The organism is Methylobacterium sp. 88A, from assembly GCF_000376345.1.
In the GTDB taxonomy this organism is placed as follows: Bacteria; Pseudomonadota; Alphaproteobacteria; order Rhizobiales; family Beijerinckiaceae; genus Methylobacterium; species Methylobacterium bullatum.
The window spans coordinates 3,351,967-3,376,827 of sequence record NZ_AQVT01000001.1 but is presented as its reverse complement, the minus strand read 5'-3'; the positions used below and the strand labels follow the sequence as shown (position 1 = coordinate 3,376,827).

Here is a 24,861-nt window from a genome sequence, read left to right as displayed (position 1 = left end):
AGACGGATGCTGCATCGCGGGCGGGTGAGCAACCCCGCCCGTGGCGGATCAGCCGAGCGGTGGCCGGCGGGGAAGACGCGATGCGTTGCCCCGGCTAAAAGGCGGTCTGATCGGATGTCTGAGCTTATGCTCATGCCGAAGGCGACCGGCTGCCGAAGTCTGTCATCCAATCAGACGACCTCATCCTGAGGTGCCGGAGCGTAGCGGAGGCCTCGAAGGAGCCCTCCAGTACGCTCGGTGGTTTCTGGAGCCCTCCTTCGAGGCCGCTCCGCGGCACCTCAGGATGAGGTGAAGACTTGGACGGACAACTCGAACGGGCCTGATGTTCAGCATCCTTGGCCCTGCAGGAGAGCGACGGCGTGGCGCAGGCATCCGTGTTGTCCGTTCGACCTCGATCCTCGCGGGCCGCGATCCGCCATGCCTGGTCGGTCTGCGCGGCGCTCCTCATCCTCTCCGTTCCCCTTCCGGCCTCGGCCCAGTTGCGCGGGCACGGGGGGCCGGTGCGGGCGCTGGCCATCGCGGCGGACGGACGCATGGCGATCTCCGGCGGGTTCGATCAATCGGCCATCCTGTGGGGAATCGACCAGGGGTCGGCCCTGGCGATCCTGCGGTTCCACGATGGCGCGGTGAATGCCGTCGCCGCCCTCGACGGGGGCCGCTTCGTCACGGCGAGCGAGGATGGGCGCATCGCCCTGTGGCAGGGCGGGCGCCCCGAGCCTGTGGAGGTCTTCGCCGACCATTCCGGACCCATCGTGGCCCTCGCTGTCTCGGCCGACGGGACGCGCCTCGCTTCCGCATCCTGGGACGGCACCGCGCAGATACGGCTCCTCGCCGGCGGAAAGGTGCGGGTGCTGCGGGGCCATGCCGGCAACGTCAACGCCGTCGCTTTCCTGGCAGATGGCCGGCTCGTGACGGGAGGCTACGACGCCACGCTTCGGGTCTGGCCCCTCGCCGAGACCGACGAGCCGCCGCGCGTCGTTCAACTGCCGTCACCGATCAACGCCCTGGCCGTGACGCCGGACGGCGAGATCGCCGCCGCCGGGGCGGACAGCGTGGTGCGCTTCCTGTCCGAGGATGGGGCTATCCGCGCGTCGGTGGACCTCGCCACCAACCCCGTCATCGGGCTCGCCGTGTCGCCGGACGGGCGACGGGTGGCCGCCGCCACGGTGGCGGGCACCGTGGCCCTGATCGACAAAAGCGCTGCCAAGGTGGCGTTCAGCCTCGTCGGCCCCGGACTTCCGGTCTGGTCTCTCGCCTTCCGGCCCGATGGAACCGAGTTGCTGACCGGAGGCGGCGATCGGCTGGTGCGCCGCTGGGATGCCAGGACCGGCGAGCCGATAGGGCCGCTGTCGATGGCGCGGCCGGCGGATTCATTGGCCGCCTACAAGGGCGATCACGGGGCCGAGGTATTCCGGGCCTGCGTCGCCTGCCACGCCCTGACGCCGGAGGAGGGCCACCGCGCCGGCCCCACCCTGAGCGGCGTGTTCGGCCGCCGCATCGCCACCGCCGACGGCTACAATTTCTCGCAGGCCCTGAAGAGCCTCGACATCGTCTGGGATGCGCGGACCATCTCGAAGCTCTTCGAGGTCGGCCCGTCCCGCTACACCCCCGGCACCAAGATGCCCGAGCAGACGATCAACGACCCGGACGACCGCGAGGCCCTGATGCGCTTCCTCGAAAAGGCGACGAAGACGCAGTGATCCATGCAGGCTTCGCTGCGTCTCTCGAAACTCCAGGTCATCGCCCGGAACGCGACGGCGCAGTGGAAGCCTCGCGAAACCATTTTGCGTTGTTTGTCCAATGTCTTACCTCATCCTGAGGTGCCGCGTAACTGCCTCGAAGGAGGCCTCCAGAACCCACCGGGCGAACTGGAGGGCTCCTTCGAGGCCCGCTGACGCGGGCGCCTCAGGATGAGGTGACAGGATGGGATGATCCACTCTTACAGAATCATCCCCCGAGCGATACGATCAGACAGCGTGTCAAGCGCCGCCGTTCCCGCCCGTCTCCCGCGCGCGAAAATAATCCTCGGAGGTTCGCGGCTTCGAGCGCTCGGGCGCCGTGTGCGGGTCGAAGGCCTCGTTGACGACGACTTCGACTCGGCAGGTGTCGCACATCATCAGGGTGCGGATCCTGGCCTCGCCGGCGCTGCCCTTGAACATCCAGTGGCGGCCCTGAAGCTTCTCGATGACCCGCTCGATGCTGCTGCGCGTGCCGAAGGGTTTGCCGCAGGAGACGCAATCGAACGGCTCCTCCTCCTTGACGATGCGGCGCGGCTGGCTCCAGGCGGCGAAATCGACCTGCGGCTTCAGGGTGATGACGTTCTCCGGGCAGGTGGCGGCGCAGAGCCCGCATTGTACGCAGAGGCTTTCCTCGAAGGCCAGCAGCGGCCGGTCCTGGCTGTCGCTGAGGGCGTGGGTCGGGCAGGTGCCGACGCAGGCGAGGCACAGGGTGCAATCCTCGCTGCGGAAATCGAGGCCGCCGAAGGGCGCTCCGGCCTCCAACGGGACGACGGCCACGGGGGCCGGGGCGGCCACATGCATCTCGCGGAAGGCGAATTGCAGCACGTTGCGCTTGGGGCCGACCGGCATGAAGGCAGCGGGAACCGGCGCGGCCGTGCCGAGGCTGCCGGACGACAGGGCGGCACCGAGCCGATCCGGATCGTCGGTCTCGATCAGGGAGACCACGGGCGTCCCATCGGTGGCACCGTAGCCCAATGCCCCGGCGAGCGTGTCGGCGAGGAGCGCCATCCTGCGCAGGGGCGCGATGTCGTGCTTGGGACGGTCGCGGACGAGGAGGCGGATACCCACGGCGCCGTAAGCGAGCAGCGCGGCGGCGGCCTCCGGGCCGAGCTGCGTGACCTCGTTGACGGAGACCGGCAGCACGTTGGCCGGCAGGCCGTCCCCGTATCGCGCCAGCGCCTCGATGAGGGGCTCGCCATGCTCCTCATCGTGGAAGAGGACGATGCCGTTGCGTCCCCCGGCCTCGTGATAGGCGCGCATCAGGATGCGCAGCCGCCGCATCAGCGCGTCGGCGGCAGGCAGGGCGTAGGCGGCCGCACCCGTGGGGCACACCGAGGCACAGGAGCCGCAGCCGGCGCAGATGTAAGGATCGATGGCCACATGATCGCCGGCGGGCGCGATGGCGCCGGTCGGGCAGACTTCGAGGCAGCGGGTGCAGCCGGTGATGCGCGATCGCGAATGGGCGCAGAGATCGGCCTGGAAATCGACGAAGCGCGCCTTCTCGAACTCGCCGACGAGATGGGAGATCGTGAAGATCGCCCGCTCCACGGCGGCCGGGTCGCGGGGATCGGCGCGGACATAGCCGCTGCGCAGGTCGTGTGCGGGAAACAGCGGCGTGCCGCCCGTCAGGTCGAGGACCACGTCGCAGGTGGAGGTGGCGCCGTCGCGCGACGGGCCGAAGGAGAGGGATTGGCGGGATGACGGGATCGGAACCGCGTAATCGTCGATGCGCAGGGAGAACGCTCCGAGATGGCCGCTCGCCGACACGACGCTGCCCTGCAGCACGGGAAATTCGTGGCGGCGCGGCACCGGCACGTCGCGGGGGCGGCTGAGCAGCACCGTCACGTCGAGATGATCGGCGAGGCGGCGTCCGGCCTCGATGGCGACCTCGTCGCTGCCATAGATGAGGGCGACGCCCTGGCTGACCATCGCGACGGTGCCCGGCGCCGGGGGGACCTCCGCTCCGGCGGCGAGGAGGGCGGCGATCTTCGGTCCGGCCGCGTCGGCCTCTGTCGACCAGCCCGCGGTCTCGCGGATGTTGGCATAGGTCACGCGTGCTTCCGCCCCGGACCCGGCGGCGATGTCGGTGAAGAGGGGAGCCTGGAGCGTGCACGAGACGGTGACGGGCGAGCCCTGCGCCAGGGCGTCCTCGAACCGGGCGATCTCCCGCCCGCACAGTTGATCGGCGGTCTCCAGGCGGCCGCCGCACGCCTTGCCGATCGCCGCTGCGTCGAGGGCGACGGTCTCATCGCAGGAGCACGCGAATACGATCCGGTCGGACAATGATTTACCCCGAACGTTTGGTCACAGCGGCGAGGGGACCAGCCCACTCGCGCTCAGGTTGGTGCATCGTATACTATAACGGCTCGAAACTAGGACCCGACATACGGGCGCAGGTAGAACCGAAACGCATGGCGCCGAGCCCCGACGACCCGGACCTGATCCTGCCGCCCGTCTTCTCCCTCGTCGTCATGGACGGGCGGGGGAGCGCGTTCGACGAAGCCCTCGGTGCGGCCGCATCGGGTGACGCCACCGGGCGCCTCGTCTGGCGACGCAGCGCCGAGCTGCTCGATTTCGCCGTGATCCTGGAGCCGGACGAGCCCCTCGCCACGGCGCGCCGCGCCTTCTTCGCCGGCATGGTGGCGCTTGCCGAGGCCATCGGCGCCCATGGGCCGCCCGAGATCCCGGTGACGTTCGACTGGCCCGACACTCTCCGCTTCGATGGCGCGCGCCTCGGTGGCGGGCGTCTCGGATGGCCCTCCACCTGCGGCGAGGGAGAGGTGCCCGACTGGCTCGTCTTCTCCGCCACGATCATCGCCTCGAAGGCGCAGGCCGGCGATCCCGGCCTGACGCCGGATTCGACCTCCCTCGAAAACGAGGGCTTCGCCGTCGAGGACGGGAACGGGGCCATCGTCGAAAGTTTCGCCCGTCATCTCATGAAAACCTTCGCCGTCTGGGACGAGGACGGGTTCGAGGCCATCGAACGGCGCTACCTCCGGCGGCTCGCCGATGGCGGTCCATCGGCTCGGATCGAGCGGATCGACGCGAACGGCGAAGTCCTCGCCGATGGCGGTCGAAGGCACCCTCTCGTGGCGGTCCTAACGGGGGTCGCGTGGCGCAATCCACTCACCGGTGAGCCGCTCCTGTGAGCGCATCGTCGAACATCCTCCTCGCCGTGCTCGCGGCCCTCCTGGTCCCGCCGGGCGGGCTTCGGGCCGAGGATGCCCCGAGGGGCATGGCCATCGAGGCCAAGGGCATACCCGGCCCCTATGGCGAGCGGCTGACCATCGACGACAAGGGCATCACCCTGATATTTCCCAACGATATCATGACGTTACGCATCGGAGGCCGTCTTCACCTCGATTTCGGTGTGGCGGGCATCCGCCAATCGGGCTTCGGTGATCCCTTCAGCGACACCATCGCCGTGCGCCGTTCGTGGATCGAGACTACCTTGAGCCTCGGCAAGGATGTCGGCCTCGGTTTCCAGTACGATTTCGCTGATCCGGTGACGCCGATCAACGATGCGGTCGTGGTCTATCGCGGCGTACCGGACATGCTGTTCAGTATCGGCAACGAGAAAGAACCGTTGGGTCTCGATCAACTCGCCTCCAACAACAATATCCTCTTCACCGAGCGGGCCTTGTCCGACGCTTTCGTGCCGGCCAGAAACTTCGGTTTCGCCGTCGGAAGACATGGCAAGGACTGGAGCGTCGTCACCGGAGTTTTCGGCGGCAACGCCAATACCGGCATCGGCACCGAAGGTATCGCCTCGACGAGCCGCGTCACCTATGCGCCGATCAACGACGACCACCGGACCCTGCATGTCGGTCTCGCCGGCAGCTACCGCGACCTGCCCCGCGACGAGAGCCCGCTCTCCCTGTCCAGCCGGTCGGAGGCGTTCCTCTATACCAGACGCTTCGTCGATACCGGCGACATCCGCGATGCCGCCAGCATCGCCCGCCTCGGCGCCGAGCTGGCCTACCGCTCCGGTCCGCTGCTGGTGAGCGCGGAATACACACGGACCGAGATCGGCCGTTTCGACGGCGCTAAGCCACTGAATTTTCAGGGAGGATACGTTCAGGCGAGCTGGGTGCTGAACGGCGACAACCGGGCCTATCGCATGGCTCCCGACTTCAACGGGACGAGCTACGCGGTCTTCGGCGGCGTCAAGGTCGCCGAGGCCCAGCGCATCACCCGCGGCGGCTTCGGCGTGTTCGAACTCGGACTGCGGTTCTCGGCCATCGATCTCGACGACGGCGGCATACGCGGCGGCATCGAGCGGGACGGCACGGTGGGACTATCGTGGTATCCCGACACCAACATCCGCATCATGGCCGATTACGTCCGGTCGCACACGTCCCCCTCCGCGCTCCAGAATGGGCGGACCATCGATGCCGATACGTTCATCGGCCGGTTCCAACTGTACTGGTGAACCCGTGCCGACCTTGTCCGCGAGCAATTGCGGACGCCCCGCACCAGATACCGGCCTTGAACGCCACGATCATCGCCGTCCTCCGGAACGCGAGTTCGAGAAGCGGCGACAGGATGGGCCTCGGAATTGTCGATGAGCAGTCTCAAACTACCACGGACCATTCGCCTCGACCCGTCGGATACCTTCGTGTTCGCTCAGGCCGCCGAGCCCGGCGAATGGGCGGTGGCCGGGTCATTCCTGTTCTGGGATGCCAATGTCCCGTTGCTCGAGGGCAAGGAGCGGACGGCGTTCCGCTCGGGATTCCTCGGCGTGACGTCCCTGGGATTCTCCACCCTCGTCGTGGTGAGCGAGGCGAGTCCGACCGAGCGGGACGCGGCCGTGGAGCATCTGGCGCGTCATCTCTGCGAGCGCCTCGGCGCGCCGAGCCTCGACGTGGCCCGCGTCGCGGCGGCGGAGGAGATCGAGTTCGCCGGCTCCCTGTGCCAGCCCGCCATCGGCAGCGTGATCGCCCTGCACAGGACCTTCGAGGACGGCGAGATCCGGGAGGCGTTCCGCACCCTGCACCAGCGCGGGCCCGGTCTGGCCGGAGCCGACAAGCTTCACGCCCATGCGCGGGCCTTCACCTTCGTGGAGACCGACGACGAACCCGAGAAGCGGGCGGACCTTATCGGCATGGCGACCACACCAGGATCGAAAGGCGAAGGACGATGACCGAGTTCTGGGTCTCCAGCGGCCACCATCTCGCCGGCCGCACGGAGGGGGGCGGCCTCGCCGTCACCGACGACTTGATCCTCGCCTATCTCGCCCGGCCCGAACTGGTGCCGCCCGAGGAGGCCTGCATGGCAGAGCGGGCGCTCCACCGCAGCCTCGTGACGTCACCGCGCCGGGCGGTCTCCCCCGGTGAGGTTGCCGCGATGGCGGATGCCGATGCGCGCGAGAACTGGACCATGATGCTCGCCTTCCGCGATCGGCTGACGGCCGCGCGCTCTGTGGAGGCGGCCTATCTCGACCTCGTTCGCGGCGGCCTGAACGGCACGCCGCCAATCTTCCTCAACCAATTGGCGCATCTCATCCTGCGCAACGCCCTCGACGGCTGCGACGACCCCTACACCCTTCGAGCCGGCGAGCTTTTCTTCCGGCCGCAGCGCGTCTCCTTCGTCGACGGCGCTGCCTTGCTGGCCGATGCCGAGGTGATCGAGGCGCGGGAGACCGGGGCTGCGCAATCGCCCCTCGTCGCCATGCTCGGCAAGGAAGCCGCGAACGAACTCGACGTGCTCACGGACGAGACCGCCTGGACCTATTGGAGCCGCTCCGACGCGTTCACCATGGCGCTCAACCTCGGAAGCAACCCGAAGAGCCGCGACGGACTCGCCCGCGCCATCGAGGCTTGGATCCGCCACCTTTTGCACCTGGAGGCGAAGGCGGAGCCGATCGCGTCCATGGACGATCCGGACTGGCGCTGGTTCGTCGGGCTCGACGCACAGGCGACCCGGATCGGCAACGCCCTCTGGAACGGCGAGACTCTGGACGAGGCGAGCCGCATGCGCATCCTGGCCCTGTTCCGCCTCACCTTCGCCGATGACCGGCGGATCGACCCGCGTGCCGCCGGCCGGCCGGTCTATCTCCTGATGGCCATGGACCCCGACAAGCGCCTCTTTCTCAAACCTCACAACCTCGTGGCGGGATTGCCGATCATCGACGGTGCGGAGGCCGCATGACCGAACAGAACACGACCCAAGCCGCGACACCGCCCGACGACCGATTCGAGGTCGGCATCATCGTTGCCAAGCGGGCCTTGAAGAGCCGCTGGGCGAGTCATGCCTGGCTGCCGGTCTCGGCCCTTCCCGACATCCCGGCCGCTTCGCCCTGGACCCTGCTCTCGGCGACGCCCGAGGAAGAAACCTTTTATGCCGGCGCCTATGAGGTCTCGCTCCATCCCGCCGAGACGTCGCATTACCGCGACAACCTGATCTCTGGCCGGCCCTCGCTCTGGGTCGCCCTGCGACAGGTCGCGGAGGGAAACTACGAGGTCGCGAACGTGACGGCCGATCCCTACGAGGGCGAATCCATGGCTGAGGGCATCGGCGAAGTGGTCGAGGCTGTGCCCATGCCGCTGGAGGTCCAGGCCAAGGTCCTGGCCTTCTTCGAGGCCTTCCACGTCGAACAGGTCTTCCACAAGCGCAAGCGCGACAGGGCCGATCCAGAGGCCCTGGCCCGCCAGGGCACCGGTACGCGCAGGCGGGGGGACGAGGGATGAGCGGCGGCGATTTCCTTTCCCGCTGGTCGAAGCGCAAGCGCGCCGTCGTCCGGAAAACTGCGCCCGCGCGCGATTTGGCCGCGAGCGAGGAGGACGGAAGCGAGCGGGTATCCCGCCCGGAGGAGCTTGCCGAAGGCGAAACCCTGCCGCCGGAGGAACTTGCCAAGCTGCCCTCCCTGGATAGTCTGACGGCTGAGACCGACCTGACCCAGTTCCTCCGGGCGGGCGTGCCGATGGTGATGCGCAAAGCGGCCCTGCGCCGGATGTGGTCCGTCGACACCAACATCCGTGACTATGTCAGCGAGGCACGGGAATACGCCTATGACTGGAATGCGGTGGGCGGTGTGCCGGGAAACGGCCCACTTTTGCCCACAGATGACATCAACGCCATGCTGCGGGACATTTTCGATGGGAGTCCCGTCGAAGAAGCGGAGCGCGAGCCGACGACCGCCGAGGCCGAACCGATCGAAGCGGAGTGGCCTGGAGAGGAATCTGTCGCCGCGACAAGCGACCACGAAATTGAATCCGTGGGTGCAGAAAAACAACTCGTCGCGTTGCCCCAAAACCAGCCGAGCTTAGCCGTTCCGCCGGCGATTCCTTCTCCCGCGGACGCGGCTATGCCGAAACCGCGACGACATGGCCGTGCCGTCCCGCTTTGAGCGATTAAAAACTACGTTGCGCACGTCCCAATCCGGGCTATTGTGGAGAAAGTGAATTCACTTCGCCCGCGATCGGGTCGCGGCTTGAGGATGGTATGCGTTCGGTGGAGTTGTTGCGCGAGGACGAGGCGAAGCTCGCTTCCGGCGCGCCCGGCATGACGCAGCCGGTCGCCGATGACGTCGATCTCCTGCGCGCCCATCTCTACGATGTTCTCGCGGCCCTCATCGGCCGAGCGCCCTCCGACGATATTTTGTCGCTTCTCGCGGCCTCAGCAGGTGACGGTAGCCCCCTCGGCAAGGCGTGTTCTTCGCTGGCGGGCGAAGCGGCCGGCGCGGACCTCGCGAAGGTCGGGCGGGAGTATTTCGATCTGTTCGTGGGCGTTGGGCGCGGCGAGGTCGTGCCGCACGCCTCCTACTACCTCACCGGCTTTCTCAACGAGCGCCCGCTTGCCCGAATCCGGCAGGATCTAGCCCGGCTCGGCATCGAGGCCACCGGCGGCATGAGCGAGCCGGAAGACCATGTGGCGATGCTTCTGGAGACTATGGCGGGTCTCGTCTCCGGCCGGTTCGAGACCGACCTCGGCGAGGACCGCATCTTTTTCGAGCGGCATCTAAAGCCCTGGGTCGGGCGTTTGTTCGACGATGTGGCCGCAAATCCCCGTTCGTCTTTCTACCGCGCCGCGGGCGACCTCGGCCGGACATTCATCGATATCGAGGCCCAGGCCTACGCGCTCGACGCGTGAGGCGGGGACCATGAGACATCGGTCGCATTCAGGAGTGACGAGCATGCGGGACGATCGAAAGGACGAGATGGGACGGCGCCATTTCTTCCGCGCCCTCGGCGGCGGATCGGTGGCGGCCGCCGCCGCGATTACGGCCCAGCCAATGATCGCGACGCCCGCGCAGGCCTACGATCCCGGCGAGGATGAGACGAAGGCCCGCTATCGCGAGTCTGACCACGTGAAAGCGTTCTACCGGACCAACGGCTACGAGACCCTGAAGAAGAATTGAGGGCGCCATGCTGATCAAGCGCAAGACCGGCGGCCCGGGCCGCACCTTCCATCCGGCCGTGGCCATCGGCGACACGCCAAGGGCCATCGACCGTCGCGCCTTCCTGCGCAATTCCGGCCTCGTCGCCGGAGGGCTCGCGGCCGCCGGCTCGATCCAACTCGGCTCCGTACGTAAGGCGCAGGCGGCGGGGTCGTCCGCGATCGGTCCCGACGTGACGATCAAGAAGAACATCTGCACCCACTGCTCGGTGGGCTGCACAGTGACGGCCGAGGTCGTGAACGGCGTTTGGGTCGGCCAGGAGCCGTCCTTCAGTAGCCCAATTAACCGGGGTACGCATTGCGCCAAGGGCGCTGCGATCCGCGAACTCGTCTCCAGCGACCGCCGCCTGAAATACCCGATGAAGATGGTCGACGGGCAATGGACCCGCATCTCATGGGACCAGGCGATCGACGAGATCGGCGACAAGATTACCGGCCTCCGCGATAAGTACGGCCCGGATTCCGTATACTGGCTCGGCTCGGCCAAGTTCACCAACGAGGCGGCCTACATCTTCCGCAAGTTCGGCGCCTTCTGGGGCACCAACTCGGTCGATCATCAGGCGCGCATCTGTCATTCCACCACGGTGGCCGGCGTCGCCAACACCTGGGGCTACGGCGCACAGACTAATTCCTACAACGACATCCGCAATGCCAAGACCATGATCATTCTCGGCGGCAACCCTGCCGAGGCGCATCCGGTCTCCCTCCAGCATCTGCTCTCCGGCAAGGAGATCAATCGCGCGAACATGATCGTCATCGATCCGCGCTTCACGCGGACGGCGGCCCACGCGACGGAATATGTCCGAATCCGCTCCGGTACCGATATCCCGGTGGTCTGGGGCATTCTCTGGCACATCTTCCAGAATGGCTGGGAGGACAAGGAGTTCATCAGCCAGCGCGTCTACGCCATGGACGACGTCCGCAAGGAAGTCGCCAAGTGGAACCCGGAGGAGGTCGAGCGCGTATCGGGCGTGCCCGGCGAGCAATTGCGGCGCGTGGCCGAGACCTTCGCCAAGGAGAAGCCCGCGACCCTGATCTGGTGCATGGGGGCGACGCAGCACACCGTGGGCACCGCCAACGTTCGCGCGCTCTGCATCCTGTGTCTGGCCACCGGCAATGTCGGCAAGCCGGGCACGGGCGCCAACATCTTCCGCGGCCATACCAACGTGCAGGGGGCCACCGATATGGGCCTCGATGTAACGTCGTTGCCGCTCTATTACGGCCTCGTCGAAGGAGCCTGGAAGCATTGGGCTCGCGTATGGGACGTGGAGTACGACTGGCTGCAGTCGCGCTTCGACGAGGTGCCGGCCAAGGCCGGCCGCAAGGCCCGCACGCGCAAGGAGAGCATGGAATCGCCCGGCATCACCTCGACGCGGTGGTTCGATGGCGTGAACCTTCCAGAGGACCAGGTCGACCAGCGCACGGGCATCAAGGCGATGATGGTGTTCGGGCATGGCGGCAACACCGTCACCCGGCTGCCCGAGGCGGTGAAGGGGCTGGCCAAGCTCGACCTGCTCGTGGTCGCCGACCCGCACCCCACCACCTTCGCCGCTCTCGATGCGCGGCGCGACAACACCTATCTCCTGCCAATCTGCACCTCCCTGGAGATGGACGGCAGCCGCACGGCCTCGAACCGTTCGCTGCAATGGGGTGAGCAGATCGTGAAGCCGGCCTTCGAGTCGAAGAACGATTACGAGGTGGTCTATCGCCTCGCCGCCAAGCTCGGCCTTGCCGACAAGATGTTTAAGAACATCAAGGTCGTGAACAGTGTCCCCGAGGCCGAGGACATCCTGCGGGAAATCAACCGCGGCGGCTGGTCGACGGGCTATTGCGGCCAGAGCCCGGAGCGCCTGAAGGCGCATATGCGCAACCAGGCGAAGTTCGATCTGGTGACGCTGCGGGCGCCAAAGGACGACCCTGAAGTAGGCGGCGATTACTATGGCCTGCCCTGGCCATGCTGGGGCAAGCCCGAGCTCAAGCACCCAGGAACGCACATCCTTTACAACACCAACCTCCACATCAAGGAGGGCGGCGGCACGTTCCGGGCGCGGTTCGGCACCGAGCGCAACGGCGTCACCCTGCTCGCCGAGGATTCCTTCGCCAAGGGTTCGGAACTGACCGACGGCTACCCCGAATTCACCATGGCGGTTTTCAAGAAGCTGGGCTGGGACAAGGACCTCACGGCCGACGAGATGGCGAGCATCACCAAGACCGGTGGGGCCAACATCGATGCGGTGAGCTGGGCGACCGACCTGTCGGGCGGCATCCAGCGCGTCTGCCTCGACCGTGGCGTCACGCCCTACGGCAACGGCAAGGCCCGGGCGAATGCCTGGAACCTGCCGGACCCGGTTCCGGTGCACCGCGAGCCGATCTACACGCCGCGTCCCGACCTAGTGGCGAAATACCCGACGCGCCCCGACGAGCGTCAGTTGCGCATGCCCAACATCGGCTTCTCGGTGCAGAAGGCGGCGGTGGATCGCGGCATCGCCAAGGATTTCCCGATCATCCTCACGTCCGGCCGTCTCGTGGAATACGAGGGCGGCGGCGAGGAAACGCGGTCGAACCCGTGGCTCGCCGAGCTGCAGCAGGACATGTTTGTCGAGATCAACACCGGTGACGCCACCGACCGGGGCATCAAGGACGGTCAGTTCGTCTGGGTCTCTGGCCCTGAGAACAATGCAAAGGCCAAGGTGAAGGCGCTGGTGACGGACCGGGTCGGCAAGGGCGTCGCCTTCATGCCGTTCCACTTCTCAGGCTGGTACCAGGGCGACGACATGCGGAAATTCTATCCGCACGGCACCGACCCCGTCGTACTGGGCGAGAGCTCCAACAATACGACCACCTACGGCTTCGATCCTGTGACGGGCATGCAGGAGACGAAGTGCACCCTGTGTCAGATCCGGGCCGTTTGAGGAACAATCGCCATGGCTCGCATGAAATTCCTCTGCGACGCGGACCGCTGCATCGAGTGCAACGCCTGCGTCACCGCCTGCAAGAACGAACATGAGGTGCCGTGGGGCATCAACCGCCGGCGCGTCGTCACGCTCAATGACGGCAAGCCTGGCGAGCGCTCGGTTTCCATGGCCTGCATGCACTGCACCGACGCGCCCTGCGCGGCGGTGTGCCCGGTGAACTGCTTCTACACCACGGCCGACGCGGTGGTGTTGCATTCCAAGGACATCTGCATCGGCTGCGGCTACTGCTTCTACGCATGTCCCTTCGGCGCGCCGCAATATCCGAAGGTCGGCAATTTCGGCTCGCGCGGCAAGATGGACAAGTGCACCTACTGCGCGGGTGGCCCCGAATCTGATTTCTCGACCATCGAATACGAGAAATACGGTTCGAACCGTCTCGCCGAAGGCAAGCTGCCGCTCTGCGCCGAGATGTGCTCCACCAAGGCGTTGCTGGCGGGCGACGGTGAGATGATCGCTCAGATCTACAAGCAGCGCGTTATCAAGCGCGGCTACGGCTCCGGCGCATGGGGCTGGAAGACCGCCTATCGCGAAACCGTCGCCATCTAGGCGACGGACTGGACTGCCGGGGCCGAGACTTCAGGAAGGAAACGCCGATGCGGCGGACACTGACGACTTTCAGGACGCTGGTCGCAGCGACCATCCTCACGGCGGCTGTCGGGGCCTCGTCGACCTCCTTCGCGCAGCAGACGCGCGACGGACTGAACCCGACCGGGCAGAACCCGACGGCGGAATCCGTCAACGAGGAGTTCCTGTTCAAGCAGGACCCGAAGATCACCGGCCGCATCAGCATCCCCGACGGGAAGGCGGCGCACCTGATCCAGCCCGCCGGCCGCGACTATCGCGATTTCCGGGAACGTTGGCTGCCCTGGCTCAGCGCGCTCGCCGTACTCGGCGCCGTCGCCCTTCTCGGCCTGTTCTACTTCTTGCGGGGCCGTATCCTGATGGAGCCCGGTCCAGATACCGGCCGCAAGATCCTGCGCTTCAACGGGTTCGAGCGGTTCGCGCATTGGATGACGTCGAGCTGCTTCATCATCCTGGCCCTGTCCGGCCTGAACTACATCTTTGGCAAGCGCCTACTGATGCCACTCATCGGCGCGGATGCGTTCGGCGTGGTGGCGCAATACGCCAAGTTCAGCCACATCTACCTCGCGTGGCCGTTCATGATCGGTGTTGCCCTGATGCTGGTGCTCTGGCTGAAGGACAACATCCCGAACAAGATCGATATCGACTGGATCAAGGCCTTCGGCGGTTTCGTCGGCGACAAGCATCCCAGCGCCGGCCGCTTCAACGCAGGCCAGAAGATGGTGTTCTGGATGGTGATCGGCTTCGGCTCGGCCATGAGCGGCACCGGCCTGATGATGATCTTCCCCTTCGCCCTCACCGACATCACCGGAATGCAGCTGATGCAGGTGATTCACGCTCTCATCGGCATCGCGTTCATCGCCGGCATCCTTGCCCATATCTACATCGGTACCCTCGGCATGGAGGGTGCTTACGACGCCATGGGCAGTGGCAAGGTCGATCTCGGCTGGGCCAAAGTCCACCATGATCTCTGGGTCGAGGAAGAACAGGCCAAGACCGCGAGCGGCCCGCAGCTCGGGCGCCATCAGGTGCCTGCCGAGTAACCTATTGAACCTATACAGGCGTTCGGCGACCGGAGCCGGCATGTCGAGGATCGGACAACGTCCATGAAAGCCTTCATCATCGCTCTCGTCGTCGCCGTCGCCCTCGGCACGCTGGCAGCCATGCTCCTCAACCAGCAGCAGCGCTTCGCGTATCAGGTTTTCTCGACTTCCGGCGCGCGGGTCTCCGACCCGGCGGGCCACAGCAACCTCGTCGGACCGAACTGGAACGGGATCACGCCCGATCCGGAGAAGCCTTCGAAATCCTGAACCTTACGTCGCCGATCCACTCAACGGATTGCCCTCGTCCCAGCCATAGCCGAGCGTCTCGAACCGCATGGATCGGGCATCGACCATGAGCAACCGACCAACCAGCGGCTCGCCGAAATCCGCCACCGCGCGGATCACCTCCATCGCCATCAGAGATCCCATCACCCCGGCAAGGGCACCCAGCACGCCGGCTTCCGCACAGGCGGGTACGCTGCCGGGCGGTGGTGGGTTCGGAAACAAGCAGCGATAGGTCGGATTGGGGCGGCCGTCCGACCTAGTCTCATGGGCACGGATCGTCGTCAGTGTGCCATCGAATTGCCCCAGGGCGGCCGTGACGAGAGGACGCCTCGCGTGGAAACAGGCATCGGAGACGGCGTAGCGGGTCGCGAAATTGTCCGATCCGTCGGCGACAACGTCGTACTTGCGAATGAGGTCGACGGCATTGTCCCGGTCGATCCGCATGTGATGCGGTTCGATCCGCACATACGGGTTGAGACGCGCCACGGCGTCGGTTGCGCTGTCGATTTTCGTGCGGCCGATATCGGGGGTGCCGTGGATCACCTGCCGCTGCAGGTTCGAGAGCGAGACCGTGTCGTCGTCGGCGATGCCAATCGTGCCGATGCCGGCCGCTGCCAGATACTGGATCAGTGGCGCGCCGAGCCCGCCGGCGCCGATGACGAGCACCCGCGCCGCCTGCAAACGCGCTTGTCCCGGTCCTCCGACCTCGCGCAGGACGAGGTGGCGGGCGTAGCGTTCGACTTCGTCGCTGGAGAAGGCCATCTCGGTGAGATAACCCCTGCGGCGAGGCGCTGAAAGGCCATCGGGACGGTATTTGCGTCTCGGTACCGTGCCGCTTATTCGCGACAGCGGAATGTCCCATCTCGACGAGACGATGCCCGTGTCCTCTCCCGTTATCGCCGATCACTCGCCGCTGGCCCTCGCCCAGGCCCTCATCCGCTGCCCGTCGGTGACGCCGGAGGAGGGCGGTGCCCTGCAATGGCTCGGCCACGTCTTGGAGGAAGCGGGTTTCACCGTCGAGCGCCCGCGCTTCTCGGAGCCGGGAACGCCCGACATCGACAATCTCTACGCGCGGATCGGGACAGGCAGCCCCTATCTCCTTTTCGCGGGCCATACCGACGTCGTCCCGCCCGGTGCCGTTGATGCGTGGCGCCACGGGCCGTTCGACGGCGCGGTATCGGACGGCATGCTCTACGGCCGCGGCGCGGTCGACATGAAGGGCGGCATCGCTTGCATGCTCTCGGCAGCGCTCGCTTTCGTCGCCGAGCGGGGAGGGGCGTTCAACGGCTCCATCGGGTTCCTCATCACCGGAGACGAGGAGGGGCCAGCCATCAACGGCACGGTGAAGCTCCTCGAATGGGCGAAGGCGCGCGGCGAGCGTTTCGACCATTGCCTTCTCGGCGAGCCCACCAACCCGGCGCGCCTCGGCGAGATGATCAAGATCGGTCGGCGCGGGTCTCTCACCGGCAAGCTCGTCGTCCATGGCCGCCAGGGCCACGTGGCGTATCCCCAAAAGGCGGAGAATCCCATCCCCGGCCTGCTGCGCCTCGCCTCCGCCCTTCTCGCCGAGCCGCTCGATGGCGGCACCGCGCATTTCGATGCGTCGAACCTCGAGTTCACCACCATCGACGTCGGCAATCCGGCCACCAACGTCATCCCGGCCGATGCCCGCGCCACCTTTAACATTCGCTTCAACGAGGGTTGGACGGCGGAGACACTGGGTGCCGAGATCCAACGGCGGCTGGAGGCGGCCGCCGGCAACGCCGTCCGGTTCACCCTGGACCTTCAGCCTTCGAACTCGCCCGCCTTCCTCACCGCGCCGGACGGGTTCACGGACCTCGTGGTCGAAGCGATCGAGACCGAGACCGGGCTACGGCCGGTCCTGTCCACCACCGGAGGCACGTCGGATGCCCGTTTCATCAAGGATGCCTGCCCGGTCATCGAGTTCGGCCTCGTGGGCGAGACCATGCACCAGACCGACGAATGCGTAGCTATCGCCGATCTCGATCGGCTGACCGCGATCTACAGGCGGGTGGTGTCGGCTTACTTTTCGGGGCGTTCGCCGTCCGGCCCGTAATCCACCCCCACGAAGGTCAGTCCCTTGGCAGGCGCCATCGGGCCGCAGCGGGCGCGGTCGCGGCTCGCCAGGATGTCGGCGACCTCGGCGATGCCGAAACGGCCGCAGCCGGCCATCATAAGCGTTCCGACCATGGCGCGGACCTGATGGTGCAGGAACGAGCGCGCCGAGGTCGAGATCACGATCTCCTCGAACAGGCCCATCGTCACCGTAGCTACGTCGAGCTGTTCGAGAGTGCGGATCGGGCTGTTCGCCTGACATTCGGCGGCACGAAAGGCGGTGAAGTCGTGGCGACCGAGGAGACCTTGCGCGGCCCTGTGCATCACCTCGGCATCGAGTGGCCACGGCACGTGCCAGACATGGTCGCGCGTCATGGCGGGGGGGCTGCGCCGGTTGAAGATACGATAGCGGTAATGCCGGCGGATCGCGGAGTGCCGCGCATCGAAACCCGCTCCGACCCGCTCGGCGCTGACGATGGCGACCGGAAGCGGTCGGAGATGGGCGTTCAGGGCGTCGCGCACCGTATCCGTGCGCCATTCCTTGCTCAGGTCGAGATGAGCGACTTGATGGATGGCGTGAACGCCGGCATCCGTCCGACCGGCGCAGGTCAGGCGCAGATCCTCCCCCGTGAAGCGTTTCACGGCATCCTCGATGGCGCCCTGAACGGTTACGTCTTCGGCCTGCCGCTGCCATCCGCAGAATGGAGCGCCGTCATACTCGATAACGAGTTTGTAGCGGGGCATCAGCGACGGCCCCCGGTCTCTGAGTTCACGGGAAGCGCGTTCCCGGCGCGAGATGCGCACCACGCACGAAGTCCGCACCCGTGACGATGCCGCCCTTGCCGGCCCGGCGCAACTCGGTGAGCTGTACCGCGTCCTTAGCGCAGGCAATGACTCCGGCCGCATCGAGCAGAGTGCCGGGCGCGCTCTGTCCCTCCGTTGGCATGGCGCGTAGTACCTTTACGCGTTCCGGCCCCTTACCGAGATCGGTTTCGAAGAAGGCGCCGGGGAAGGGCGAGAGCCCGTTGATGTGGTTCGCCACCTCGCGCGCCGGCTTGGACCAATCGATGCGCGCCTCCTCGTTGGTGATCTTGCGCGCGTAGACGAGCCCCTCTTCGGACTGGCGCGTAAGGGGGAGGGGCTCGTGTTCCAGTTGGCTGAGGGCTCGGCTCATGAGCGCCGCGCCAATGGGCATCAGCGCATCGTGCAGGTCTCCCGCGCTCATACCGGGGGCGATGGCGACCCGCTCTTCCAGGGCTACGGGGCCGGTGTCGAGGCCCGCCTCCATGCGCATGATGCCCACGCCACTCTCCGTATCCCCCGCCATGATAGCGCGCTGGATCGGTGCAGCCCCACGCCAGCGTGGCAGCAGGGAGGCGTGAAGGTTCAGGCACCCGTGGCGCGGCACGTCGAGGATCGCCTGCGGCAGCAGCATCCCATAGGCGACCACGACGGCGACATCGCATCCGTGTGACCGGAAGAGCGTGAGCGCGTCCGGCGATTTCAGGGTGGCGGGGGTGTGAACCGGCAGGCCGAGCCCGTCCGCCAGCGCATGGACGGGGGACGGTCGTAACGCCATGCCTCGCCCGGACCGTGCCGGCGCGCGGGTATAGACCGCGGCGATATCGTGACCGTCTTCCGCCAGGCGCGCCAGGGTCGCCACGGCGAAATCGGGCGTCCCCATGAAGACGAGCTTCATCGCGCGCGCTCTCTGCTGAAGGATGGGATCAGACGTCCTCGCCGCGCTTGGCCGCCTTAACGAACTTCTTGATGACGCGGTCGCGCTTCAGCTTCGACAGGTGATCGATGAAGAGCACGCCGTCGAGATGATCGATCTCGTGCTGGATGCAGGTGGCAAGGAGCCCGTCCGCCTCGATCTCGCGGGATTCCCCCGAAAGGTCGCGAAAGCGCACGCGCACGCGGTCGGGCCGTTCCACTTCCCCGTAATATTCGGGGATCGACAGGCAGCCCTCGTCGTAGACGCGCTTCTCCTCCGAAGCCCAGACGATCTCCGGGTCGATGAAGATCTGCGGCTGCCGCGCGTTCTCGTCCTTAGAGGTGTCGATCGTGACGACACGCTTGGTCACGCCGACCTGGATGGCGGCGAGGCCGACGCCCGGGGCATCGTACATCGTCTCCAGCATGTCGGCGGCGAGGGTGCGGATCTCGTCGTCGATGGTACCGACGGGGGTCGACACCTGACGCAGGCGGGCGTCTGGCAGGATGACGAGGGGGCGGATGGTCATGACTCGGCCGGATCTGTCGATGAGAAGGGTCCGGCTCCCCGTCTCTCGGGTCCGCCGTGCCGGACCCGCAGATACGGTTTGGCGGATGGTCGGTCAAATCGATGGGAAAACAATTCAGAAGGCCGTCCGGCTTCGGATGGCCGCCGAGAGTGTGCCCTCGTCGAGATAGTCGAGCTCACCCCCCACCGGCACGCCATGGGCGAGGCGGGTCACTTTCAGACCGTGATGCGCCAGGGATTCGGTGACGTAATGCGCGGTGGTCTGGCCATCGACCGTGGCGTTCAGAGCCAGAATGATCTCCCGGACATCGCCATTCCCAGCCCGGTCCACCAGGCTCGCGAGATTGAGATGCTCCGGCCGGACGCCATCGAGGGCGGAGAGCACGCCGCCGAGAACGTGATAGCGCGCCGTCACCGCGCCCGAACGCTCCAGGGCCCAGAGATCGGACACATCCTCGACCACGACCAGGATGGAGGGATCGCGCGATGCGTCGCGGCAGATGGTGCATGGGTCGCTCGTATCGACGTTGCCGCATTCCTGGCACACGACGATGCGCTCGGAAGCAACTTTCATCGCGTCCGCCAGCGGAGCGAGCAGAGTGTCACGCTTTTTAATGAGATGAAGCGCCGCGCGCCGGGCCGAGCGCGGGCCGAGCCCCGGCATGCGGGCGAGGAGCTGGATCAGGCGTTCGATTTCGGGGCCGGCAACGGCTTGGGCCATACGGGTTCCGTCAGACGGCCATCGCCGTCCTCGTTAAATGGGGTCGGATTCGATTGCCTTGTAGTCGGGAATTGCCACCGCCGCATGCGTTGCGACGCCGCTCCGGGCATTCTCGGGATACCCCTTTGTTTCTCTGACAGATCTTTCCGTTCGTCTTCGAAACCGTTGCCGTCTCAATTGACCGGTGGGCGCCGGAGAATAAGCAGGTCCGTTCGATAGAGTGGTGAACCTGTGCGCGGCGGACCTGAACGACCGCGTGGACGCTCCATCGAACAGTCCGGAAGACGAATGGGAGATTCCGGCCAAGCCAGACCTCAAAGCGATCAGGTGTTCGAGGAGTAGCGGACGTGACATATTTCGGCGAGTTCAACGCCAGCCATGGACCCGAAGAAATCGGCCTGCGCAATCTGAAAGCGGTTCATTGGAACCTCGAAGCTCCTCGACTCTATGAGGAATCTCTGAGCCGTGGTGAATCGCAGCTCGCCCATGGCGGCGCCCTGGTGGCGACCACGGGCAGCCATACCGGTCGTTCGCCAAAGGACAAGTTCATCGTCCGCGACGCCGGCACCGAGAACGAGATCTGGTGGGAGAATAACGGTGCGATCACGCCGGAGCAGTTCGAGACGCTGTACCAGGACTTCCTGAGCCATGCCGAGGGGCGCGAGCTCTTCGCCCAGGACCTTTATGGCGGTGCGGATCCGGCCCACCGCGTCCAGGCGCGGGTCTTCACCGAACTCGCCTGGCACTCGCTCTTCATCCGCAACCTGCTGATCCGGCCCGAGCGTTCGGCGCTCGCCGATTACGTCCCCGGTCTGACGATCATCGATTTTCCGAGCTTCCAGGCCGAACCGCACCGCCATGGCTGCCGCTCGAAGACCGTCATCGCCATCGACTTCACCCGGAAGATCGTCCTCATCGGCGGCAGCGCCTATGCCGGCGAGATGAAGAAGTCGGTCTTCACCTACCTGAACTACGTCCTGCCCGGCGCGGGCGTGATGCCGATGCATTGCTCGGCCAACGCAGCCCTGGATGCCGAGGGGGACTCGGCCCTGTTCTTCGGCCTCTCGGGCACCGGCAAGACCACACTCTCGAACAATTCCTCGCGGCAACTCCTCGGCGACGACGAGCATGGCTGGAGCAAGGACGGCATCTTCAACTTCGAAGGCGGGTGCTACGCGAAGACCATCCGTCTCTCCCGCAACGCCGAGCCCGAGATCTACGCCACGACCGAGCGTTTCGGCACGGTGATGGAGAACGTGGTGATCGACCCGCTGTCGCGTCGCCCCGATTTCGACGATGCGTCGCTCACCGAGAACACCCGCTGCGCCTACCCGCTCGACTTCATCGCCAATGCCAGCGCGACGGGCCGGGCCGCGCACCCGAAGAACATCGTTATGCTCACCTGCGATGCCTTCGGGGTGATGCCGCCCATCGCCAAGCTGACGGGCGCTGAGGCGATGTACCATTTCCTCTCCGGTTACACCGCCAAGGTCGCCGGCACGGAGCGCGGCCTGACCGCGCCGGAAGCGACGTTTTCGACCTGCTTCGGTGCACCGTTCATGCCGCGCCATCCGAGCGTCTACGGCAACCTGCTGCGCAACCTCATCGCCCATCACGAGGTCGATTGCTGGCTCGTGAACACTGGCTGGACCGGTGGCGGCGTAGGCACCGGACGTCGCATGCCGATCCGGGTGACACGGCGACTGCTCGCGGCCGCCTTGGATGGATCGCTGTCGAAAGCGGAGTTCCGCCGCGATCCGTATTTCGGCTTCGCCGTCCCGGCTTTCGTTCCGGGTGTCGAGCCGCATATCCTTCAGCCGGTGAAGACTTGGGTCAACAAAGTCGCTTTCGCCGAGACGGCGACACGGCTGGTGACGATGTTCAAGGACAACTTCAAGCGCTTCGAAGACCACGTTGATGCAGACGTGCGTGCCGCCGAGCCCGTGCAGGTCATCGCCGCCTGACGGCAGATCATCGCCCGATCCCGGCGCGAGCCCGGATCGGGGACTTTCTAGGCCGAAGGAAGCTTCAGAAAAGCTTCATACCGGGCGGGATCGGTAGCCCCTTGGTCAACTCGGCCATGCGCTCGGCCGCAACGCCTTCGGCCTTGCTGCGCGCATCGTTGACTGCGGCCACAATCAAATCTTCGAGGATTTCGCGCTCGTCGGGAATCAACAGGCTCGGGTCGAGAGTGACGCCCTTGACGAGCCCTTTCGCCGTCATCGTCACCGTAACGGCCCCGCCGCCGGAGGCGCCCTTCACCTCGACAAGGTCGAGCTCATTTTGAAGGCTCGCCATCTTCTCCTGCATGGCCTGGGCCTGCTTCATGATTCCCATGAGGTCGCGCATGGCGTGAGATGTCCGAAAGAGTTGCGAGGAACGTGATCTAGGGTGGCGCCTGAAGGAACGCTACGCTTCGTCGTCCGGTTCGTCGCCGACTGAGATTTCCGGACCGGCGAGGTCGACGCTTTCGGCGATCTCGACGGGAGGGGCCTTGTCCCGAACATCGACGATCTGAGCGCCCGGAAAGCGTGCCAGGACCTCCCGCACCAGGGGGTGGGCGGCGGCATTCTCATGGCGTGATTCGAGAGCGGCGCGGGCCTTGTAGGCGAGGGTCGGCTCGCCTGCCTCCTTCGAGAGGGCAACGATCCAGCGCTGCCCCGTCCAGGCGTCCAGGGACCGGGCGAGATCGTTGGCGAGACTCTGGCGACCGCCGTCGGCGAGACGGAATTCGATCCGGCCCTCCTCGAAACGGACGAGATGGACCTCCCGTTCGAGGGCCATCTTGAGGCCGATATCGCGTCGCTCGTCGGCCATCGCCACGACATCCTCGAACCGAGCAAGACGCGGCCCGGCCGAAACGGCGGGAACTTGCGGAACGGGTGACGGTACGAGGGCCGCCCGCACGCCGCCGCTAGCGGCCAGGGTCAGAGCCGGTCGTGGCGGCGGCTCCACCGATGCCGGGGGCGAGGGCTGGGGCGGAGGGGGGGCGCTGATGGGAGCGGGCGGGGAGGCGGAGGGTGCCGCTTGCGTCTGAGGCGATGCCAGAGCCTCGGTCCTCAGTTGCCTCAGCGCCTCGTCCGGCGTCGGGAGATCGGCGGCATAGGCGAGGCGCACGAGCGCCATCTCTGTGGCGGCCAGCGGTCTTGCAGCGACCTGGACCTCGGGGATGGCCTTCAGAAGTATCTGCCACGCCCGTGACAGGGCGCGCACCGAGAGCTTGGCCGCGAATGCGCCGCCCCGGCCGCGCTCGTCGGCGCTGAGCGTTGGGTCCGCGGCGGCGGCCTCGGGCACAAGCTTCAGGCGAGTGACGAGATGGGTGAAGCTCGCGAGATCCGACAGGATCACCGCCGGGTCGGCACCGGCCTCGTACTGGCCACGCACTTCCGCGAAGCTCGCCGGAACGTCGCCGCGCATCACCGCCTCGAAGAGGTCGACGATCCGCCCCCTGTCGGCGAGGCCGAGCATGTCGCGCACGCTCGCCCCGGTCACGAGACCAGCCCCATGGGCAATGGCCTGATCGAGGAGAGAGAGCGCATCGCGCACGGAGCCTTCGGCGGCGCGGGTGATCGCCGCCAGGGCTTCCGGCTCTGCCTCGACATTCTCGGCCGCACAGATCCGGGCGAGATGCGCGACCATGGTGTCGGCCTCGACCCGGCGCAGATCGAAGCGCTGGCAGCGTGACAGGATCGTCACCGGGACCTTGCGGATCTCGGTGGTGGCGAAGACGAACTTGGCGTGGGGCGGCGGCTCTTCGAGGGTCTTCAGGAAGGCGTTGAACGCCTTCTCCGAGAGCATATGCACCTCGTCTACGATGTAGACCTTGTAGCGGGCCGAGACCGGCGAGTAACGAATGCCGTCGATTATGCCGCGCACGTCGTCGATGCCGGTATGCGAGGCGGCATCCATCTCCAGCACGTCCATGTGCCGGGATTCCATGATCGCCTGACAATGCCGGCCGAGCTCCGGCATGGCGATGGTAGGGCCGGTATCGGGATGGCCGTCGCGGACATAGTTGAGGCCCCGTGCGAGAATGCGGGCCGTCGTCGTCTTCCCGACGCCGCGTACGCCGGTGAGCATCCACGCCTGTGGAATGCGGTTGGCCGCGAACGCATTGGCAAGCGTGCGCACCATGGCACCCTGGCCGATCAGGTCGTCGAAATTCTGAGGGCGGTACTTGCGGGCGAGAACCCGATAGGGCGTCACCGCCGGCACGGGCTCGGGCAAGCCCGGCAGGCCAGGAAGATCGCTCGGTGTGCCGGAAGTCGCGTCCATGCCGCCTTGCGTGGTTCGAACGGCCCCGGGTCGGGGGAATGCCGCCACGCGGGGCCTCGGACAGGTCGATCGGTGAGGACCGACGAAGGTGGGAGGCTGGACGAAGACCCGCTCGGTCTCGTTAGGGCTGCTTCCTTCCGGACCTGACCCGGTTGGCGAGTGAAACGTCCCTCGCCAACCTCCCAAGCGCTATATGGCCGGCGCTTCGGCGTAACGCAAGCGCGTCACGAGGCCGGACCTCTATTCGGCTTCGCGGGTGGTGATGGCGAAGGTCTTGGGGTCGAGCTCGAGGTCGAACTGCTTGCCATTGGCATCGATGGCATCGTCCACGTCGATCTCATGATCCTCGACCTCGATCTTCTTCCACTTCACGAAGCCTTCCTTCTTCAAGGTCGCCTCGATCTTGGTGAGTTCCTCGGGCGTCGGTGCCCTGTCGGCGAAGGCGGTACCGGTCAGGGCGAAACCGAGGGCAATGGCTGCGAGGCCGGCGGTCTTGATCAACATGGACATCTCCTTGGGTGGA

The 24,861-nt window shown here is 66.4% G+C and carries 24 protein-coding genes and 1 other RNA gene; 15 read left to right on the top strand and 10 right to left on the bottom strand.

The window, feature by feature from the left end:
* The first annotated feature begins 410 nt into the window (after window positions 1–410).
* Complete coding sequence (locus tag A3OM_RS0116175; protein WP_026176109.1) at window positions 411–1,700, top strand: c-type cytochrome; 1,290 nt, start codon at window positions 411–413, stop codon at window positions 1,698–1,700.
* A gap of 279 nt (window positions 1,701–1,979) precedes the next feature.
* On the opposite strand, the gene A3OM_RS0116170 is transcribed toward A3OM_RS0116175, so the two are convergent.
* The gene (locus A3OM_RS0116170) at window positions 1,980–4,022 is read right to left on the bottom strand and encodes a 4Fe-4S dicluster domain-containing protein (RefSeq protein WP_018044810.1); all 2,043 of its coding nucleotides are present in this window, start codon (window positions 4,020–4,022) and stop codon (window positions 1,980–1,982) included.
* Window positions 4,023–4,150: 128 nt separating this feature from the next.
* Here A3OM_RS0116170 and A3OM_RS0116165 point away from each other — a divergent pair, with 128 nt between their 5' ends.
* The 12 genes from A3OM_RS0116165 (at window position 4,151) to A3OM_RS0116110 (ending at window position 15,003) form a co-directional block, all read left to right on the top strand.
* Window positions 4,151–4,888, top strand: a complete 738-nt coding sequence (locus tag A3OM_RS0116165; RefSeq protein WP_018044809.1) for a biotin/lipoate--protein ligase family protein — start codon at window positions 4,151–4,153, stop codon at window positions 4,886–4,888.
* Complete coding sequence (locus A3OM_RS24220) at window positions 4,885–6,171, top strand: porin (protein ID WP_018044808.1); 1,287 nt, start codon at window positions 4,885–4,887, stop codon at window positions 6,169–6,171. The genes A3OM_RS0116165 and A3OM_RS24220 overlap by 4 nt, the downstream gene beginning before the upstream one ends.
* Before the next feature lie 132 nt (window positions 6,172–6,303).
* Window positions 6,304–6,882, top strand: coding sequence for a DUF6505 family protein (locus A3OM_RS0116155; protein WP_018044807.1), 579 nt, complete (start codon window positions 6,304–6,306; stop codon window positions 6,880–6,882).
* Window positions 6,879–7,889 carry a DUF6352 family protein gene (locus A3OM_RS0116150; RefSeq protein WP_018044806.1) on the top strand — a complete coding sequence of 337 codons (1,011 nt, stop codon included), beginning with the start codon at window positions 6,879–6,881 and terminating at the stop codon, window positions 7,887–7,889. The genes A3OM_RS0116155 and A3OM_RS0116150 overlap by 4 nt, the downstream gene beginning before the upstream one ends.
* A complete protein-coding gene (locus tag A3OM_RS0116145; RefSeq protein ID WP_018044805.1) occupies window positions 7,886–8,428 on the top strand; it encodes a DUF3305 domain-containing protein in 543 nt (180 codons plus the stop codon). The genes A3OM_RS0116150 and A3OM_RS0116145 overlap by 4 nt, the downstream gene beginning before the upstream one ends.
* A complete protein-coding gene (locus A3OM_RS0116140) occupies window positions 8,425–9,087 on the top strand; it encodes a DUF3306 domain-containing protein (RefSeq protein WP_018044804.1) in 663 nt (220 codons plus the stop codon). The genes A3OM_RS0116145 and A3OM_RS0116140 overlap by 4 nt, the downstream gene beginning before the upstream one ends.
* Window positions 9,088–9,191: 104 nt before the next feature.
* On the top strand, window positions 9,192–9,830 hold the full coding sequence (locus A3OM_RS0116135) for a molecular chaperone TorD family protein (RefSeq protein ID WP_244479005.1): 639 nt from the start codon (window positions 9,192–9,194) through the stop codon (window positions 9,828–9,830).
* A 43-nt stretch (window positions 9,831–9,873) separates the two neighbouring features.
* On the top strand, window positions 9,874–10,098 hold the full coding sequence (locus A3OM_RS0116130; RefSeq protein ID WP_018044802.1) for a hypothetical protein: 225 nt from the start codon (window positions 9,874–9,876) through the stop codon (window positions 10,096–10,098).
* Between the two features lie 7 nt (window positions 10,099–10,105).
* The gene (locus tag A3OM_RS0116125) at window positions 10,106–13,048 is read left to right on the top strand and encodes a formate dehydrogenase subunit alpha (RefSeq protein ID WP_018044801.1); all 2,943 of its coding nucleotides are present in this window, start codon (window positions 10,106–10,108) and stop codon (window positions 13,046–13,048) included.
* Between the two features lie 12 nt (window positions 13,049–13,060).
* Window positions 13,061–13,657: a formate dehydrogenase FDH3 subunit beta gene (gene fdh3B / locus A3OM_RS0116120; RefSeq protein ID WP_018044800.1), complete on the top strand. Its 597-nt coding sequence runs from the start codon at window positions 13,061–13,063 to the stop codon at window positions 13,655–13,657.
* A 47-nt stretch (window positions 13,658–13,704) separates the two neighbouring features.
* Window positions 13,705–14,736 (top strand): formate dehydrogenase subunit gamma, encoded by a 1,032-nt coding sequence (locus A3OM_RS0116115; protein WP_018044799.1) that lies wholly within the window; start codon window positions 13,705–13,707, stop codon window positions 14,734–14,736.
* A gap of 63 nt (window positions 14,737–14,799) precedes the next feature.
* Window positions 14,800–15,003, top strand: coding sequence for a hypothetical protein (locus A3OM_RS0116110; RefSeq protein WP_018044798.1), 204 nt, complete (start codon window positions 14,800–14,802; stop codon window positions 15,001–15,003).
* A gap of 3 nt (window positions 15,004–15,006) precedes the next feature.
* Here the strand turns inward: A3OM_RS0116110 and moeB are convergent, their stop codons facing one another.
* Window positions 15,007–15,783: a molybdopterin-synthase adenylyltransferase MoeB gene (gene moeB, locus A3OM_RS0116105; RefSeq protein ID WP_018044797.1), complete on the bottom strand. Its 777-nt coding sequence runs from the start codon at window positions 15,781–15,783 to the stop codon at window positions 15,007–15,009.
* A 91-nt stretch (window positions 15,784–15,874) separates the two neighbouring features.
* Here moeB and dapE point away from each other — a divergent pair, with 91 nt between their 5' ends.
* Entirely contained in the window at window positions 15,875–17,098 is a 1,224-nt protein-coding gene (gene dapE / locus A3OM_RS0116100; RefSeq protein ID WP_018044796.1) for a succinyl-diaminopimelate desuccinylase, read from the top strand.
* On the opposite strand, the gene truA is transcribed toward dapE, so the two are convergent.
* The 4 genes from truA to recR all read right to left on the bottom strand — a co-directional run bounded on the left by truA (window position 17,065) and on the right by recR (window position 20,063).
* Window positions 17,065–17,841, bottom strand: a complete 777-nt coding sequence (gene truA, locus A3OM_RS0116095) for a tRNA pseudouridine(38-40) synthase TruA (protein ID WP_018044795.1) — start codon at window positions 17,839–17,841, stop codon at window positions 17,065–17,067. The two genes, dapE and truA, sit on opposite strands and share 34 nt — an antisense overlap.
* A 25-nt stretch (window positions 17,842–17,866) precedes the next feature.
* Window positions 17,867–18,796 (bottom strand): methionyl-tRNA formyltransferase, encoded by a 930-nt coding sequence (gene fmt / locus A3OM_RS0116090; RefSeq protein WP_018044794.1) that lies wholly within the window; start codon window positions 18,794–18,796, stop codon window positions 17,867–17,869.
* A 28-nt stretch (window positions 18,797–18,824) separates the two neighbouring features.
* On the bottom strand, window positions 18,825–19,343 hold the full coding sequence (locus tag A3OM_RS0116085; RefSeq protein WP_018044793.1) for a peptide deformylase: 519 nt from the start codon (window positions 19,341–19,343) through the stop codon (window positions 18,825–18,827).
* Between the two features lie 114 nt (window positions 19,344–19,457).
* A complete protein-coding gene (recR, locus tag A3OM_RS0116080; RefSeq protein WP_018044792.1) occupies window positions 19,458–20,063 on the bottom strand; it encodes a recombination mediator RecR in 606 nt (201 codons plus the stop codon).
* 347 nt (window positions 20,064–20,410) lie between these two features.
* Here recR and A3OM_RS0116075 point away from each other — a divergent pair, with 347 nt between their 5' ends.
* Window positions 20,411–22,027 carry a phosphoenolpyruvate carboxykinase gene (locus A3OM_RS0116075; protein ID WP_018044791.1) on the top strand — a complete coding sequence of 539 codons (1,617 nt, stop codon included), beginning with the start codon at window positions 20,411–20,413 and terminating at the stop codon, window positions 22,025–22,027.
* Between the two features lie 64 nt (window positions 22,028–22,091).
* On the opposite strand, the gene A3OM_RS0116070 is transcribed toward A3OM_RS0116075, so the two are convergent.
* The 4 genes from A3OM_RS0116070 to A3OM_RS0116060 form a co-directional block, all read right to left on the bottom strand.
* Window positions 22,092–22,412 (bottom strand): YbaB/EbfC family nucleoid-associated protein, encoded by a 321-nt coding sequence (locus A3OM_RS0116070; protein ID WP_018044790.1) that lies wholly within the window; start codon window positions 22,410–22,412, stop codon window positions 22,092–22,094.
* A 60-nt stretch (window positions 22,413–22,472) separates the two neighbouring features.
* Window positions 22,473–24,338, bottom strand: a complete 1,866-nt coding sequence (locus A3OM_RS0116065; protein ID WP_018044789.1) for a DNA polymerase III subunit gamma/tau — start codon at window positions 24,336–24,338, stop codon at window positions 22,473–22,475.
* Between the two features lie 86 nt (window positions 24,339–24,424).
* Window positions 24,425–24,523: signal recognition particle sRNA small type (ffs, locus tag A3OM_RS25380), an RNA gene on the bottom strand.
* Between the two features lie 55 nt (window positions 24,524–24,578).
* Entirely contained in the window at window positions 24,579–24,842 is a 264-nt protein-coding gene (locus A3OM_RS0116060; protein WP_018044788.1) for a PepSY domain-containing protein, read from the bottom strand.
* Window positions 24,843–24,861 lie beyond the last annotated feature (19 nt).